14 protein-coding genes and 1 pseudogene are annotated in these 15,494 nt (G+C 70.3%); 4 read left to right on the top strand and 11 right to left on the bottom strand.

Features of this window, described 5'->3' with window-relative positions; translation table 11 throughout:
• Positions 1-9 precede the first annotated feature (9 nt).
• Positions 10-1,329: a metallophosphoesterase gene (locus tag OIE74_RS20035; RefSeq protein ID WP_329385503.1), complete on the top strand. Its 1,320-nt coding sequence runs from the start codon at positions 10-12 to the stop codon at positions 1,327-1,329.
• 30 nt (positions 1,330-1,359) lie between these two features.
• Here OIE74_RS20035 and OIE74_RS38650 read toward each other — a convergent pair whose 3' ends face one another.
• A complete protein-coding gene (locus OIE74_RS38650) occupies positions 1,360-1,662 on the bottom strand; it encodes an NACHT N-terminal Helical domain 1-containing protein (protein ID WP_443076366.1) in 303 nt (100 codons plus the stop codon).
• 535 nt (positions 1,663-2,197) lie between these two features.
• Between OIE74_RS38650 and OIE74_RS20030 the strand changes: the two are divergent.
• A pseudogene (locus OIE74_RS20030) lies at positions 2,198-2,440 on the top strand (IS5/IS1182 family transposase); the annotation flags it as partial.
• Here OIE74_RS20030 and OIE74_RS20025 read toward each other — a convergent pair.
• Positions 2,425-3,033, bottom strand: a complete 609-nt coding sequence (locus tag OIE74_RS20025) for a TetR/AcrR family transcriptional regulator (RefSeq protein WP_329385500.1) — start codon at positions 3,031-3,033, stop codon at positions 2,425-2,427. The pseudogene OIE74_RS20030 and the gene OIE74_RS20025 overlap by 16 nt on opposite strands.
• A 322-nt stretch (positions 3,034-3,355) precedes the next feature.
• Here OIE74_RS20025 and OIE74_RS20020 point away from each other — a divergent pair, with 322 nt between their 5' ends.
• Positions 3,356-3,991, top strand: a complete 636-nt coding sequence (locus OIE74_RS20020) for an EamA family transporter (protein WP_329385498.1) — start codon at positions 3,356-3,358, stop codon at positions 3,989-3,991.
• Positions 3,992-4,055: 64 nt separating this feature from the next.
• Positions 4,056-4,901, top strand: a complete 846-nt coding sequence (locus OIE74_RS20015; protein ID WP_329385495.1) for a hypothetical protein — start codon at positions 4,056-4,058, stop codon at positions 4,899-4,901.
• Positions 4,902-5,147: 246 nt separating this feature from the next.
• On the opposite strand, the gene OIE74_RS20010 is transcribed toward OIE74_RS20015, so the two are convergent.
• From OIE74_RS20010 to OIE74_RS19970, 9 genes are all read right to left on the bottom strand, one after another.
• Positions 5,148-6,344 carry an FAD-dependent monooxygenase gene (locus tag OIE74_RS20010; protein WP_329385493.1) on the bottom strand — a complete coding sequence of 399 codons (1,197 nt, stop codon included), beginning with the start codon at positions 6,342-6,344 and terminating at the stop codon, positions 5,148-5,150.
• A complete protein-coding gene (locus tag OIE74_RS20005; RefSeq protein WP_329385490.1) occupies positions 6,341-7,738 on the bottom strand; it encodes an MFS transporter in 1,398 nt (465 codons plus the stop codon). The genes OIE74_RS20010 and OIE74_RS20005 overlap by 4 nt, the downstream gene beginning before the upstream one ends.
• Before the next feature lie 14 nt (positions 7,739-7,752).
• A complete protein-coding gene (locus tag OIE74_RS20000) occupies positions 7,753-8,532 on the bottom strand; it encodes a YoaK family protein (RefSeq protein ID WP_329385488.1) in 780 nt (259 codons plus the stop codon).
• Positions 8,533-8,606: 74 nt separating this feature from the next.
• Positions 8,607-10,466 (bottom strand): gamma-glutamyltransferase family protein, encoded by a 1,860-nt coding sequence (locus tag OIE74_RS19995; protein WP_329385484.1) that lies wholly within the window; start codon positions 10,464-10,466, stop codon positions 8,607-8,609.
• A gap of 79 nt (positions 10,467-10,545) precedes the next feature.
• Positions 10,546-11,658, bottom strand: coding sequence for a DUF3500 domain-containing protein (locus tag OIE74_RS19990; protein ID WP_329385481.1), 1,113 nt, complete (start codon positions 11,656-11,658; stop codon positions 10,546-10,548).
• Between the two features lie 75 nt (positions 11,659-11,733).
• The gene (locus OIE74_RS19985) at positions 11,734-12,540 is read right to left on the bottom strand and encodes an alpha/beta fold hydrolase (protein WP_329385478.1); all 807 of its coding nucleotides are present in this window, start codon (positions 12,538-12,540) and stop codon (positions 11,734-11,736) included.
• A 296-nt stretch (positions 12,541-12,836) separates the two neighbouring features.
• On the bottom strand, positions 12,837-13,454 hold the full coding sequence (locus OIE74_RS19980; protein WP_329385475.1) for a TetR/AcrR family transcriptional regulator: 618 nt from the start codon (positions 13,452-13,454) through the stop codon (positions 12,837-12,839).
• A 104-nt stretch (positions 13,455-13,558) separates the two neighbouring features.
• On the bottom strand, positions 13,559-14,722 hold the full coding sequence (locus OIE74_RS19975; RefSeq protein ID WP_329385472.1) for a pyridoxal phosphate-dependent aminotransferase: 1,164 nt from the start codon (positions 14,720-14,722) through the stop codon (positions 13,559-13,561).
• The gene (locus tag OIE74_RS19970) at positions 14,719-15,378 is read right to left on the bottom strand and encodes an RraA family protein (protein ID WP_329385469.1); all 660 of its coding nucleotides are present in this window, start codon (positions 15,376-15,378) and stop codon (positions 14,719-14,721) included. The genes OIE74_RS19975 and OIE74_RS19970 overlap by 4 nt, the downstream gene beginning before the upstream one ends.
• Between the last annotated feature and the right edge of the window lie 116 nt (positions 15,379-15,494).

Below are 15,494 nucleotides of genomic sequence, written 5' to 3'. Positions count from 1 at the left end.
GGGAGCGGCATGAGCACCCTCGCGCAAGAGATAACCGTCGCCGGTACGAGCGTTGTCGTCGCGGCCGCCACCCACCGATACCTCTACCTGCGGCTCGTCAAGAACATCACCGCCTCCCCCCGGCTGCGCCGCGCTGGGCAGATCACCGCGGTGGCGCTGACCGCCCTGGTCCCCGCCGGTGTACTGACAGCCCAGTACGCCGACCCCACACGCATCGCGTGGCTCGTCCGGCCGGTGTTCGCCTGGGTCGCGTGCGCCGCCTACCTCCTGCTCGTCCTCGCCGTCCTCGAAGTTCCGGCGTACCTCACAACGCGCTCGCTACGACGGCGCCCCCACGTAACCCGTCACACGCCCGCACCGCACACGAAGAACACGCGCGAGCCGCAACCGGTCCCGGCGATAGGCGAGGCGGACCCGGCCGGACACAAGGCGGAGGCCGGACACAAGGCGGGCGGCCCGGCCGTACCCGCTCCATGCCCCGACCCGCCGACGATGGCCGGCCGCCGCCTCGTACTCGCCCGCTCGGTCGCCCTGCTGGCCACAGCGACCGCCACCGCCACCACCGGCTACGGCTTCCACCGCGGCCTGGGACCACCCGACATCAAGACGGTGCCCATCAACCTGCGCCGGCTCCACCCGTCACTCGACGGCATGCGCGTCACCATGGCCAGCGACCTGCACCTCGGCCCCTTCTTCGGCCGCGCCCACACCGCCCGCAACGTCCGCCTGATCAACGGCACTTCGCCCGACATCGTCGCGATCGTGGGCGACCTCTCCGACGGCAGCGCCGAAGACCTCGCCGGACACGCGGACCCGCTGGCACGACTCGCGTCCACCCACGGCACCTACTTCGTCACCGGCAACCACGACTACCGCTACGACGTCGATGCCTGGATCGACACCCTCACCGAATTCGGCATCACCACCCTGCGCAACACCCGCACCCTGATCACACACCGGGGCGGAGCCATCGACCTGGCCGGCGTCACCGACGTCGAAGGCGAACGTCACCACGACACTCCTGACTACGACAAGGCCCTCGCCGACCGCGACGCCTCCCACCCCGTCGTTCTCCTCGCCCACCAGCCCGTCCAGGTGCACGAAGCAGCCCGACACGACGTAGATCTCCAGCTCTCCGGACACACCCACGGCGGAGGCTTCTTCCCCGGGAACCTGCTAGCCCCCCTGACGCAGCCGGTCACAGCAGGACTGGCCACCTTCGACACCACCCAGCTTTACGTCTCACGCGGGGTCGGGGCCTCCCTCCCACCGATCCGAGTCGGAGCCCCACCAGACATCACGGTGCTCGAACTGCGCAGCGCCCGGTGAATACACGTTGTGGCAGCAAGGGGGCGCCGGTCAGTCATGCAGGTGGCGGACAGAAGGGGTGGGGCTGGAACTCGGTAACAAGGTGATGAGTTTCGGCGGTGAGGGCACGACCGCCACATTTCGCCCCACGGCGCGTGCGACCAGCTCCTCAGCTGTCCGGTGCCGTGCCTTGTCGGACAAGGTCCGCTGCTCGTCCCGGACTGCCACAAACCGAGAGCCACGAACAGACTTGTCAACGACTCCCGCCTCTGGGACCCCGTTCAGGAAGAGCTTCCTGAACAGCGGACTCACAACGCTGGACGCGAGGCGCGCCCCGATGACAGCGGGTTCCATCCGCTCCGCGAGTGGTGACTCGCGGCACCATCTGCCGCTCCGGCGCAGGGATATGACGACCCGGTATCCCCCGTCACCCTCTGTCAGAATTGCGGGAAAAGGCGACGGCCCGGTGGAGGAAGGTGGCACGGGTGGCGGCCTCCTGCGCGGGCGGATCTGCTTGTAAGCGAGGCCGAGGTGGTCGTCGACGGCGGAGTGGACGAAATCGAAGCCCAAATCTGTGCGGGTGGCGCGTCGGCCTTGTGGACGCCGCCGTCGGAGATCGCCCGAGCTTTATTGAAGCGCCAGAACTCGCTGAGTCATGGCTGCAGTTCTGGTTGCATTCGCCGACGTACGGCCCCGTTCACAAGCGATGCCCACTCCGGTCACACCGCAGGTCAGACCGTTCCCGCACACCCCCGAACCCTCAGGCGAGCATTTGGAAAGCGTGTTGGGGGCAACCCCTCACGAGTTCGAATCTCGTACCCGCAGCCATTGCTCTCACCGGGCAATAGTCGAAGGCCCGCCAGCGGGTGCGCCGGCGGGCCTTACCCATCTGCGGAAATGGCTATGGGGCAAACGCATCGGCGTCCGCACCTCCCACAAGGGCATCGAGTCCAGCGAACGGTTGGTGCGTCGACGGTGGGTCACCGAGCGCATCGTGTCCTGGCTGACCGGCTACCGCACTCAACCACCGCTTTGAACGCGACCCAGGAACTACCTTGCCTTCGTCGGCCTCGGTGCCGCGCTGTGTTGCTACGAACGGCTCCGCAAACTGACCGGTCAGACGCGGTCTTGATGTGCCTCGATCGCGTTCTGGATCAGGCGACTTGCCAGCGTACGGCCATGGCCAAGGGGATCTGGTGTCCGCCCTCGCAGCAGGCCGGCCATGGCTCCGTCGTACACGAGCAGTACGTCGCCCGCCAGGGCGGCGGGATCGTCGGTGGTGACGGTCTCCGCCAACTGGTTCAGCCGCGTGAGGAGGAGCGTGGACTCTGCCGTGATCACGGCGCGGGCGGGATGGTCGAGGTCGGGCAGCTCAGTGCTGGTCGCGAGGAAGGCGCACCCACGGCCCGGGGTGTACAGGCACCGATAGGTGGAGACCGCGTCGAAGAGGGCTAGGAGCTTCTCGGCGGGCGTGGCCGCGGCGTCAACGGCCTCCTGCCATATCCGTTCCCAGCGGTCCAGGCGTCGGCGCAGCGCGGCTGCGATCAGACCGTCCTTTCCGCTGAAGTGCGCGTACAGCGTGCCGGGGGCGACGTGGGCGTGGTGCAGCACCTGATCGACGCTGGTGAGGGCAATGCCGTCCCGGGAGAAGAGCTCGTCGGCGGCGTCCAGCAGCCGGTCTCTGGCGGACGTTCGGACCGTGGCTTCGGCGATGTCCTGTTCCATGCGGTCCACAATAACGAGCGTTACAGTGTAACGGTCGTTTCAGTCAGGTGAGAGGGTCGGCTGCCTCTTGCTCCCGACCAGAGGTGCGCACGTGAATGTACTGACCTGCACGAGACCTGCCCCTGCCCGAGCGCTCCTCGGCGCGGGCCTGGTCCTCGTCAGTTGTCTTAGCGTGCAAGCGTCAGCAGCACTCGCCTCGACACTCTTCGAACGACTAGGCGCTCCCGCCGTCGCCGGGCTGCGGCAGCTCTGCGCGGCATTCGTCCTGATGGTGTTGGTGCGTCCCAGGGTCCGTGGCCACACGCGGCGAGAATGGGCTGGCATGGCCGTCTACGGCGCGTCGATGGCCGTGATGAATGTGGCCTACTACTGCGCGCTGGGCCGCCTCCCGCTCGGCGTGGCGGCGACGCTGCTGTTCCTCGGGCCCTTCGTCGTTGCGGTCGCCTCGGCGCGCGCCTGGCGGGAAGCACTCCTCCCGGCAGTCGGCCTGGCGGGCGTCGTCCTGGTCACGGGGCCGGGCGGGACGGTCGAATGGGCCGGCATCGCCTTCGGACTGCTTTCGGCGCTGGCCCTCGCCTGCTACACCGTCTTCGCGCAGCGCGTGGGCCGAGCCTCCAACGGGTTGGAGGGACTGACCCTGTCGGTCTGCATATCGGCGACCCTGCTGCTCCCCTTCTCCGTACCCGCCGCTCCAGGCGTGAACGGGTCCGACTGGGGCATGGTCGCCGTCTCCGGCGCCGTCGGCGTGGCCCTCGCTTTCACCCTGGACTTCCAAGCCGTGAAGATGGCCACCGCCAGAGTGGTCGCGACGTTGTTCTCCCTCGACCCGGTGATGGGCGCACTGGTCGGAGCCCTCGCCCTCGCCGAAAGTCTCTCCGCACCGGTGATCGTCGGCATGGGACTGATCGTGTCAGCCGGTGCCTCAGCGACGTGGCGTGCTGAATCCCTCCAGAGGTAATGTCCGACATCGACCAGTCGTTGCGGCGCGTGGAGGTGTTGAACCGCCTCCTAGAACCCGACGGGTGGACTCTCCGCCCCTCGAATTTCTGTCAGCTCGGCCGATCTGCACCCGCTACCCCGACCACTCGGTCTCCGTGATCCCGGCGGACGTCGCCCTGAAGGCCGGCTGGACCCTGCGCAGCACCGGTATCGGCGCTCGCCCGGAGCCACTACAGCGGCGGCCTCACTTCTTCGTCGAAGCCTGGCAACCAGGGCAGCCGTCCAAGGTCCTCCTCCTCGCCTCGAAGGGCACCCACAGCAGCGTTCATCAGGTGCAGAAGCAGCTCAGTACGGCCAGCGCCCACGTTGAGTCCGTGCACATCGGGCCCTACGGCGCAGTCCCGTACCTGCTCATCGGCACCGAGATCCCCACCACGGAGAGCCTTGCCGGGCACATCCTGGAGGCGCCGGGCACGACCGTCCTCCGCCCGTCCGGAGAGACATCAGAAGCCGGCCTGGACCTCGCCCTGGAGCAGGAGAACCGTATGGCGGACGTCGCGCGGCCCGCAGACCGCGGAGAGGCGACCGTCCCCGGATTCCAGGTACTGCCCGACTCCTTTGCCTGGTTCAGCGTCGTGCTGGCACGGACGGAAGCAGCCACGCTCACGGCCTTCACCGGAGGCGGCAAACCCACCGCTCAGTACCTGACCAAGGAACAAGGGCGGCGCCACTTCCAGCACGATGTCCACGCCAACACGGCCAGGCCGCGAGATGAGGAGCACCGCATACATGGCATCGACTTCGTCGGTACCGACCACGTCTACCGCCTTAACGGCACCCGCATAGAGGCGTTTTCCGGGCTCAAGAAGAGCCTCTACATGGTTCACCGGGCGCCCCGCCTTTCATTCCGGCGCAGGTCAGGATGCTGATGACCTACCCCGGACCCCCGGACGAACATTTGGAAAGCGTGTTGGGACAACCCCTCACGAGTTCGAATCTCGTACCCGCAGCCCTTCATCTCACCGGGCAATAGTCGAAGGCCCGCCGACGCCAGCGCTGGCGGGCCTTCGACGTGTGGTGTCCCCGGCCACCCTTGTGGGGTGGCCGGGGATTTTCCGCTCGGGCAACGGCGCTATTGAAACCGAGCGGAGTCGGTGGATCCCGCGACGCCCGGCCTACGCCGTGGGCGTCGGTTCCGGCAGGGTGAGTGCCGAGTGGGCCGGGCGGCCCTCCGGGGTGGGGATGGCGCGGAGGCCGCGGAGCCTTTCGTTGCGCTGTTCCAGGGCTTCGGCCGTGGTCGGGAAGAGAGTGGCGCCGCCCTCGCCCACCAGCCCCTGGTTCAGGGTCACGAACTCACGGGTGTCGCGTTCGTACGCGGCGAAGCCCGCAGTGTGGTCACGGTCGGCCAGGGAAGCGGCGAGCATGTACGCGCCGGCCAGCGCGAGGCTGGTGCCCTGGCCGGTGAGGAACGAGGGCGCGTACGCCGAGTCGCCCACCAGCGCGACCCTGCCGCTGGACCAGCGGGGCATACGGATCTGGCTGACCGCGTCGAAGAACACGTCGTCCGCGTCGTGCATCGCGGCCAGCATGCCCGGGACCTCCCAACCCGCGTCGGCGAACACGTCGGCGACCAGGGCCCGTTGCGCTTTCGGGTCCGGGAACGCCTCGAACGGCGACTGCGGCCGGGCGAAGTTGAGGAAGGCGTGCACGTCGTCGTGGTCCCCCACGGCGTAGAGCGCCGCGGCCCTGCCCGGGGTGTTCCACATCACCGTCTCGTGGGAGAGCCCGAAGGTGTTGCGCATGGTGAACACGGCGAAGCAGTAGCCGAGATACCGGTGGAACTGCTCCTCGGGACCGAACACCATCTCCCTGGTACGTGAGTGCATACCGTCCGCGGCGAACACCATGTCGAACCTACGGCTGCCGCCCCCGTGGAAGGTGACATCCACCCCGTGATCGGACTGGACGAGGGTGTCGATGGAGTCGTTGAACAGGAACTCCACGTCGTCACGGACCGCCGTGTAGAGGGCGTCGGTCAGATCCCCGCGCCGCACCTCCAGGTCGTGTCCCTCGACACCGCCGGTGACGCTGTGCGGGTGGACCGAGGCGACCTGGCCGCCGTCCCCGCCGAGGAAGGTCAGCCGGCGCAGATCGATGTGCGCCTCCCGCAGGCGCGGCAGGACGCCCATCCTCCGGATGACCTCAAGTGCGGTGCCGCGTACGTCGATCGGGTAGCCACCGCTGCGAAGTGTGCCCGCCTTCTCGACGACGGTGACCTCGTATCCGTAACGGTTCAGCCAGTACGCGAGGGTGGGACCCGCGATGCTGGCCCCGGAGATCAGGACCTCGCGCCTCCTCGTGGTACGGGTCATTCCTTGACTCCTTTGTTCATGGTGCGGACGACAAGCAGGGACAGCGCCGTGAGGGCGCCGGCGATGACGAAGCCGGTGACGAAGGCCGATTCGGCAGGGACGTCCGACCCGGCGGGGGTCGCGGCGGTGAGGAGCGCACCGCTGAGCTGCACACCCACGGCGAAGCCGATCACGCGGGTCACCAGGACCAGGCTGGTGGCGATGCCGGTGTCGTTCTGGTCGACGGATGTGGCGGTGGTGGTCACCAGTGCCGTGACGCACAGGCCGTTGGCGAGCGCGACCAGCGCCTTGCCGACGACGAGGTGCCAGCTCTCGGTGTGCACGGCCGCCATGGCGAGCAGGCCGAAGGCCATGATCACGACCCCGGCGATCACCACGGCACGCGAGCCGAACCGCCGCGCCCCGATCCCGCCGATCGGCCCGGCCAGTGACGCGGCCACGGCGCCGGGCAGCAGGAAGAAGCCGATCGCGGTGGCGCCGGCCCCGAATCCGTACTCGTCGGAGGGCACCGCGAACAGTTGCGGTACGAGATAGACCGCCGCCGAGGTACCGACGCATATGACGAAGGTCAGCACACACGACTTCCACACCGCGGGCCGCGCCAGCATGCGCAGATCGACCATCGGCGAGGCCGCACGGCGCTCGACTGCTGTCCATCCGTACACGAAGGCGGCCAGGACCCCGAGGAGGGCCAGGAGCACCAGTGGCCGCGAGGCGATGTCGGGCGCCAGCGCGAGCACGAGCATGAGTGTGACCAGAGTCCCGCTCAGGAGCGCCAGGCCGGGCCAGTCGATCCCGCCGTCGTCCGAGCCGCCCGGCGGATCTTCCGGCATCAGCCTGCTCACCAGCACGGTGGACCCGATGACCGCGAACGTCGGCAGCGCGAACATCCAGTGCCGGGACAGCTGTTCCGCCACGGGCCCGGCCGACAGCGTTCCCGCCATCCCGCCACCCACGAACAGCCCGCTGACCACCCCGATGGCGACCTTCGACTCACCCTCGGGAAGGTGTTTTCGGACCAGGATGAACGACAGGGGCAGCGCGCCCACCATCGCCCCCTGGAGTACCTGGCCGAGCAGCAGCACCGGCAGGTTCGGCGCCAGGGCGGAGACCAGACCGCCGGCGCAGACCACCGCCATCAGCCGGATCAGGACCCGTTTCCCGCCGTAGCGGTCGCCGAACTTGCCGGCGACCGGTGTGATCAGCGCGCCGGTGATGAGGAGCACGATGCTGAGCAGCGCCCCTTCGGCCGGGCTCATGTCCAGCTCGCGTTGCAGGAGCGGGAGCGTCGGTGTCACCACCGACTCCAGGGCACCGGTGGCGACCGCCAGCATGCCGAGGGCCCCGACAGCGGCCTTCCCGATGGGGACCGGGGGAGCCAAGGTTGTGGTCATATGCGTCCTTTCCGTCATTGCTGGGGCATAAGGGGTCTGCGGTACGCCTGGTGCTGCCTCCTTACGCGGGGGTACGTGTGCTGCCGCCCGCGCGGGCCTTCGGTGGCGGGGTAGCGGGGGGGCGTGGACAGTCGAGTTGTGGTCGCCGCCGGGTGGCGAGCCGACGCGTGGCCGAGGACGGTCACGGCCAGCACGACGAACGCCGCCGACGCCACCGCGAGACCTTCGTTCACCTGGCACAGCGCCGCACCGGCGACCGCACCGGCGATGATGAGCGTGACGGCCGCGGCTCGGCGCCCTGCCCCTTGACCGCGCGCCGCTCCCAGCCGGGAGTCCGCAGCGAGACCGGTCAGCGTGGAGGTCACGACCACGGTGGTGACGTCCTTCACCGCCAGGTGGCGGGCCGTCGCCGCCTGCGCCCCCATCGCGAGTGCGAGCGACGCCGCCATCGACGCGCGGGTGCCGGGATCACCCACCCCCGTCACGCCGAGGACGAGCGCCGTGGCCGCCAGGACCAGTCCGGCGCCGCCCAGCAGACCCGTGCACCGGTGGGTCCAGCCCGGGGCGGCGGTGCGCAGCACCCGCCCGGTCACGGCCGCGCCGACGAGGAAGGACACCAGCGCGACGGACGGACCGAGCACCGGCAGGTCCGTCCCGCCCGTGGCCGCCATCCCGAGGATGACCACGTTGCCGGTCATGTTGCCCGCGAACACCTGGTCAAGGCGCAGGTATCCGACGGCGTCGACCACGCCCGTCGCGAAGGTGAGGGCGAGCATCAGACCGAGCGGCGTCACCCGCCGTCGTACAAGACGGCTGCTTCTCCGACCGCCGCTAGCGCTGCCAGTACCGGTGCCCGCCGCGGAGCCGTTCATCGTCCTGCCGCGTAACCCTGGGCACCGCGCGGGTTCGCCGCCGCCCGGAGGTCGCCGCTGTCCGGATCACGCGTGACGACCGACAGCCGGCCCTGGCTCCACGGTCCGGAGACGGTCACGTCGTGACCGCGTTCACGCAGCTCGTGGATGACCGCCTCGTCCGCCCGTTCCTCGATCACCAGCCCGCCCGGCGTCCAGGTCCGCGGCCAGAACGAGCTCGGCAGCGCGGTGGTGTGGAACGCGGGTGCGTCGATCGCCTCCTGCGGATCCATCCCGAGGGCCAACGTGCGTATCAGATAGATCAGTTGCCACTGGTCCTGCTGGTCACCGCCCGGTGTGCCCAGCGCGGCCACGGGGCTGCCGTCGCGCAGCAGCAGGGTCGGAGTCAGCGTCGTACGAGGCCGCCGCCCCGGCGTCAGGCGCGACGGCGCGGCCGGGTCCAGCCAGGTCATCTGGAGCCGGGTGCCCAGCGCGAAACCGAGACCCGGCACGGTGGGCGATGACTGGAGCCAACCCCCCGACGGTGTCGCGGAGATGATGTTCCCCCAGCGGTCGACCACGTCGATGTGGCAGGTGTCGCCGCGCGTCTCCCCGGTCTGCTGCACGGTGGGTTCGCCCACGCCGTCGGCCTGTACGGCGTGCCCACGGGTGACGAGCGGTGGTATGTACGGGCTGACGCCGATGTCGCCGGGCCTGAATTCCGTTGACGCGTTGGCGCTGATCAGACCGGCGCGCTCCTTGCTGTACCCGGGGGACAGCAGTCGGCGCACGACGGCTTCCGCGTCCGCCGGATCCAGATGCCCGTAGTACGCCTCCCGGTCGGCCATGGCGAGCTTCAGGGCCTCGGTGATGGTGTGGATGCCGCCTGCGGTCGACGGATCGATCCGCTCGTCGTCGAAGTGGTCGAGCATGGTGAGGGCTTGGAGCAGCACGGGCCCCTGGGACCACAGGCCCGCCTTCGCCACCGTGATCCCCCGGAACTCCGCGGTGACCGCGGGCTCCAGGGACGGCAGGAAGTCGGCGAAGTCGGCCGCGGTGATCACTCCGGCGTGGTCGCTGCCCGAGGAATGCCGATGCGGTACGGCCGCGGACTCGGCCACGGCCGCTGCCACGAACCCGGTGCGCCAGGCGCTTCGCGCCGAGTCGATCCGTACGGCTCGCGTCCCACCGGTACCCGCGGTGACCACGGTGCCCGCGCTGCCCCCGGCGCCCGGCTCGCCCTCGCCGCTCAGCCGGCGCAGGGTGCGGGCGTAGGCGGGGTTGACGAGGGTGTCGTACGGCCGCGGGACCCGTCCCCCGGGCACCCACTGCGCGTACGACGTCGGCCAGTGCGTACGGAAGAGGTCCTCAACGGTGCCGAGGACTCGCGCCAGTTGAGGTACGACCGGAACTCCGCGCTCGGCGTAGTGGATCGCGTAGGCCAGGATGTCGGCGAGCTCCCACGTACCGAACTCGGCGAGCAGCCAGAGCCAGGAGTCGACGGCGCCGGGGACTGCGGCGGCGAGGGCACCCGCGCCCGGGACATGGTCGAGCCCTTCGGCGCGGAAGTGCTCGATCGTGGCTCCCCGTGGGGCGTGCCCCTGTCCCGCCAGCACGCGCGGCGACGGTTCGCCGGCGGTGGCGAGTACGGCGACGAGATCGCCGCCCGGCCCGTTGAGGTGGGGCTCGGCCACGTGCAGTACGAAGGCGCCGGCGGTGGCCGCGTCGAAGGCGTTGCCACCCCGCTCCAGTACGGACTGGGCCGTCGCGGAGGCCAGCCAGTGCGTCGACGCGCACATGCCGAAGGATCCGCGCAGCGTGGGGCGCGAGGTGTGCGGGGGAGTGCCGTCGGTCGGTGTCGGTTTCGGACCGGCCATGTCTGTCACATTCCGTTCGTATGGCAGGTGGTGGCTCTGGGTGCGTGGGGCTTACGGCGCTGCTCTTGGCAACTAGGGCTTACGGCGCGTGGTGGGCGGCGTGGTGGGCGGCCAGGACATCGCCGCCGAAGTCGGTCTCCGGGTCCCGCCACACGGCGTGCGCGTGGTTGACGCCGCGGTGGATGTTGGTCCACTCGATGAGCAGCCGCGGCCCGTGCAGGCGGTAGTAGTGCGGTTCGCCCGCCGCGGTCGAGCCGGCCCAGCCGAGGTGCACGGCGTCCAGCGCCGCCGGGTCGTCGTAGCGGGGCAGCGGGGACACCCCGTCCGGTACGCGGTCGAGGTAGGTGCCGAGCAGGGTGCGCAGCAACTCCCGCTGCCCGGCGTCGAGTTCGGCGCCCGGCACGCCCTTGGGCGTCGGGGTGAGCGCCAGCGCCCGCCGGTTCGCACCGTCGAGGCCGGTGGCCGGGTGCTCGGCGCGGTCCGGGATGTGCCCGCCGGGGCGCCAGAGTTCGGCGCGCTTCAGCACGCGGTCGTCGACACGGGTGTTGTTGCCCGCCACGACGTCGTTCGGGGCGCGGGGCAGCAGCAGCGCGCGGGCGGCGGACTCGGGGCGCAGGGAGCGGACCAGCTCGCGGGCCAGGTCCTCGGCCGTCCCCAGCGGGCGCAGCTTCTCGCCGCCCAGCAGGGGAGACACGGCAGGGTCCGCGCCGATGAAGCACGGGGTGGTGGCGGCGACCCGCCCGTCCACCACGAGGTTGTTGAGCGAGACGTGGTGGCCGCCGAACCGCCATCCCCACGGCCGCGGTCCGCCGGGCTCACCGAAGACCCGCAGGTAGTACATGCTCGGGTCGCGAGTTCGCTCCCGCCCCCAGTTCACCGAGAAGCCCTCGACGTGGTCGAGCACATTCTCCAGGCCGAGCACGGTGGCGACGGTGTTGTACCCGGCTTCGGACAGTCCGCTCGCGACCAGCCGCATCACCAACCGGTGCTGGGCGGGGCGCTGTTGGTGGAACGTCAGGCCGCCGTGGTCGGTGGGGGTGTAGTACCAGCTGGTGCGTTCGGCCTCGGCCGCGCCGTCGGCGCCCGGCGGCGGTCCGACGGCCACCGCGCGCTGGTCCGCGTCCAGGGAGTCCAGCCACGCGCGGGCCGCCTCGGCCATCCGGTTCGCGACCTCGCGGCCGGCGTCAGTCATGGCTGCGCGGCCGCGCGGGCCGCGGCCCGACGCCGTAACGGGTGACATGTCGCAGGTGGGTGTACGCCGTGCCGCTCATGCCGCTTTCACTCCGAGGTACTCGCGCACCCAGCGGGCGATCGTGTCCGCGAACTCCACCGCGATCCCGTGTCGCCCGCCCTCGATCGAACGCAGTTCGGCGTTCGGAATCCGCTCCTCCATCAGGACGGCGCCGGCGTAGGGCGCCAGCCGGTCCGCCGTGCCGTGCACGACCAGGGTGGGTGCGGCGATCCGCTCAAGGCGGTCCCGGACCTCGTGCTGTCGGGCGACAGCGTGCCGACGGGCGCTCTGCTCGGGATCACGGGCGGTGAGCGTCTGGGGCCGGGCGTGCAGCTCGGCCTGGTTCTCGGCTGTGAAGAAGAAGTCCGCGACCGCGTTCCGCCGCTGGTCGTGGGTCATGTTCAGGAGCTCGTCGACCGCCTCGCCGCCCATCGCGTAGCTCGGCGTGGTGGCGACCAGGGTGAGGGACGCGACCCGTTCGGGATGCCGGAGCGCGGCGTGCTGTGCGACGGCGCCGCCGAAGGAGGTGCCCAGCAGATGTGCGCGCCGGAGCCCCAACGCGTCCAGCAGGGCGACGAGGTCGTCGGCGAGGACCTCCAGCGAGTACGGGACCGGCGGGTTCACGGTGATCCCCGAATCGCGTTGATCGTAGGAGATCGCCCGTATCCCCGCGCCGAGTCGCGCGCGAAGCGTCGCGAACTGGGTGCGGTCGCTTTCGCCGCCATGGACGAGCACGAGCGGCACACCCTCACCGCTGTCGATGAACCCGACGACGAGCTCACCCGCTCGTACGGTTGAACTGGCCGATTCGGCCGATTCACACTCTACCTTTTGCGTTGCCACCGTGACCTCCTTGTCGAGGTGGTACGTAGACGCTCCTACAATTTGAGAGGAGCGTATCATTTAATGCCTACACCGGATCAGGTGAGGAGTGCCCCTTTTCGCTGGGTCCCGTTTGTCAGATCCCGGGGAACGGGGCGGGCTGAGGTGGGATGAAGGTGCCCTTGTGAAACGGGGCAAAAGGCATGGCCGAGCCATGCCGACCGACGGCGAAGCGGCCGACGTACGTGAAGCGGTCCCGCGCCGGCTCTAGGGAGTGTCCGGCAGGATCCGGACGACAGACCCCGGGAGCGGGCCGGTCAGCCTGCCCGCGCCCATCCGCGCAGTGCGCCGCGGTAGGCCTCGGACAGCCGGGTGATGACCTCCCGGCGGGACAGACCCGTCTCCTGCAACAGGTCCTGGATCTCCCGCGGATCGAAGATCATGTTGTTGAGGAACAGGGCGTATTCGAGCATCTCGGCCGGGAGGCCGAGGTCGTCGAGCAGTCCCCGCACCGGCTCGGTCCAGCCGTCCCGCAGGGCGGTGATGATCTCGTTCCCGTTGTGGAGCCGCTCCAGGTAGCCCCGTCGCGATCGAAGCCGCACCAGCGCCGGGCCGTGCTCGGCGAGAAGGTCGACCCACTTGTCCACGACGGCGTCGAACAGCGGTCGCCCCTGCGCGGTCGACTCCTCGCTGAAGTCGCGGAGTTCCTCGACAACGCTGAGCACGTAAGCCGCGAGTACGTCGTCCATCGAGGAGTAGTAGCGGTACGCGGTGGCCGGGCCGATCTCCGCGCGGGACGCGACCGCCTGCATGGTGAGCTGGTCGGGCGACTCCCGGGCGAGCTCGCCGACGGCCTCAAGGAGGCGCCGGCGGTTGCGGCGGGTGTCGCTGCGCAGCTTGCGCCCCCCGCGTGGGTCGGCCTGCTGATCGGTCACGGGCCTCCCCCGCCTCATCGAAGTGCAGGCAAAGGGTATCGCCTCCCAAGTGAGGTGCGTTCGACCACTTCGGCGTATGCGGTACGCGGTACGCATGCCCGGCCTCATCCGGATCTCGCGACGCCGAGGTGCCGGACGATACGGGCCAGCCCCGTCCGCAGGTCGTCCTCGGAGGCCGCGAACGAGATCCGGATGTGCCCCTCGCCCGAGGGTCCGTACTCGGCGCCGGCCCTGACCATCACCTTCCCTTCGGCGAGTTCGCGGGCGACCGCCTCGGAGTCCCGGCCGGCGTCGTAGCGGAGGAACCCGTAGAACGCTCCCTCCGGCGGAACGAGGTGCAGGCCGGGGACGCCCGACAACTGCTCGACCACCAGCTCGCGGCGCCGCCGGTAGCTGTCGACCATGGCGTCCACGACACTGTCCGGCAGATCGAGGGCGGCGAGGGCCGCGTACTGGACCGCCGTGTTCAGCGAGCCGTTGAGGGTCCGGTGCACATGGGCCGCCGCGTCCACCACCTCGCGCGGCCCGGTCAGGTAGCCCACCCGCCAGCCGGTCATCGCGTACGTCTTGGAGAACGTCTGCACGTACACGGTCCGGTCCCGCAGCGATTCGACCGCCAGCGCCGAGGTGAACGCGTGCCCCGGGTAGACCAGCCGGTGGTACGCCTCGTCGCTGACGACCAGGACGCCGGAGCCGTCGAGGAGTTCTCCGAGGGCCTTGAGCTCCTGCTCGCTGTGCACGATGCCGGTCGGGTTCGACGGATTGGAGAAGATCATCATCGTGGCGCCGGGAAGCGCGGCGGCTAGCGCGTCGAGGTCCCAGTGCAGGTCCGGGGCGAGCGGGACGAAGTCCACCTCACCCCCGGCGAGGACGACCAGGTCCGCGTAGAGCGAGTAGGCGGGCTCGGGTATGACCACGTGGTCGCCGGGGCCGACCGTCGCGAGCACGACCGCCGCCAGCGCGGCGGTGGCGCCGTGGGTGACCACGACGTCGTCCGCGGTCCAGGTCCGGCCGGGGTGCGCCGGCAGCCCGGAGGCGAGCGCGGCGCGCAGCTGCCGCAGGCCCTTCTGGTCGGCGTAGTGGGTGTGCCCGTCGCGCAGGGCCGCCGCGGCGGCCTCGATCACCGGCTGCGGTGTCGGGAAGTCCGGCTCACCCATGGCGAGGGAGACGGCTCCCGGCGGGGCCGGGGCGAGGGCCGGGCGCCGCGAACCGCGGCGCAGCTCCTCGACGCGGAACGCGGGCTTCATGGCGGGCGACATCGCGGTCATCGGGCCACCGCCGCCCGGTCGGGGCGCGCGGCGAGGATGCGCCGCCGTAGCAGCTCCTCCTTCTCGACGATCCCGCCGACCGCGTCGAGTACCTCTTTCACGCGCCGGCGCGGAACGACGACGACGCCGTCGGCGTCACCGACGAGCACATCACCCGCGGCCACCACGACGCCGCCGACCGCCACCGGGGCGCCGATGGTGCCGGGCCCGTTCTTGAAAGGGCCGGCAGGGGTGATCGCCCGCGCGTAGACGGCCAGGCCCATCTCGGACAGTGCCTGGACGTCGCGGATGGCGCCGTCGACCACCGCGCCGGTGACCCCGGCGTTCACCATGATCTCGCCGATGAGGTCGCCGACCAGCGCGCGGGTCATGTCCCCGTGTCCGTTGACGACCAGGACGTCGCCCGGCCGGGCTTCGTCCAGCGCCCGGTGGATGGCGAGGTTGTCACCCGACCGCACGTTCACCGTGAGGGCGTTTCCCAGCAGCGCGGCGTGCTCGGTGAACAGCCGGATGCCGCCGTCCATGACGGTCATCCGCTGCAGCGCGTCGCCGACGTTGGCGGCCGGCACCTCTCCCAGTCGGCGGGTCTCCGCCGCCGCTGTGCGGTCCCAGCTCGGAGCGATGGACACGCTGTCCGTGGCCTCAGCGATGAACACGATGGCACTCCATTCTTAAATAAGGTGACTCTCTCAGATAAGACCATAGCCTTCAGGGTGTCCGGCCACAATGAGTCGAGCCGCCGGGCCGCTCGACGGGCCCGGAGTGAGCCAGT

Source organism: Streptomyces sp. NBC_01716, assembly GCF_036248275.1.
Classification (GTDB): domain Bacteria; phylum Actinomycetota; class Actinomycetes; order Streptomycetales; family Streptomycetaceae; genus Streptomyces.
Note: the sequence above shows the minus strand (reverse complement) of the source record. Positions and strands in the feature narration are given on the sequence as shown.

Excerpts from the sequence above, each read along its gene's own strand:
- OIE74_RS20035 (WP_329385503.1), top strand. The coding sequence starts at position 10 with ATGAGCACCCTCGCGCAAGAGATAACCGTCGCCGGTACGAGCGTTGTC.
- OIE74_RS20010 (WP_329385493.1), bottom strand. The coding sequence starts at position 6,344 with ATGACCCGTACCACGAGGAGGCGCGAGGTCCTGATCTCCGGGGCCAGC.
- OIE74_RS19995 (WP_329385484.1), bottom strand. The coding sequence starts at position 10,466 with ATGGCCGGTCCGAAACCGACACCGACCGACGGCACTCCCCCGCACACC.
- OIE74_RS19990 (WP_329385481.1), bottom strand. The coding sequence starts at position 11,658 with ATGACTGACGCCGGCCGCGAGGTCGCGAACCGGATGGCCGAGGCGGCC.
- OIE74_RS20025 (WP_329385500.1), bottom strand. The coding sequence starts at position 3,033 with ATGGAACAGGACATCGCCGAAGCCACGGTCCGAACGTCCGCCAGAGAC.
- OIE74_RS20020 (WP_329385498.1), top strand. The coding sequence starts at position 3,356 with ATGGCCGTCTACGGCGCGTCGATGGCCGTGATGAATGTGGCCTACTAC.
- OIE74_RS20005 (WP_329385490.1), bottom strand. The coding sequence starts at position 7,738 with ATGACCACAACCTTGGCTCCCCCGGTCCCCATCGGGAAGGCCGCTGTC.
- OIE74_RS19975 (WP_329385472.1), bottom strand. The coding sequence starts at position 14,722 with ATGACCGCGATGTCGCCCGCCATGAAGCCCGCGTTCCGCGTCGAGGAG.
- OIE74_RS38650 (WP_443076366.1), bottom strand. The coding sequence starts at position 1,662 with ATGGAACCCGCTGTCATCGGGGCGCGCCTCGCGTCCAGCGTTGTGAGT.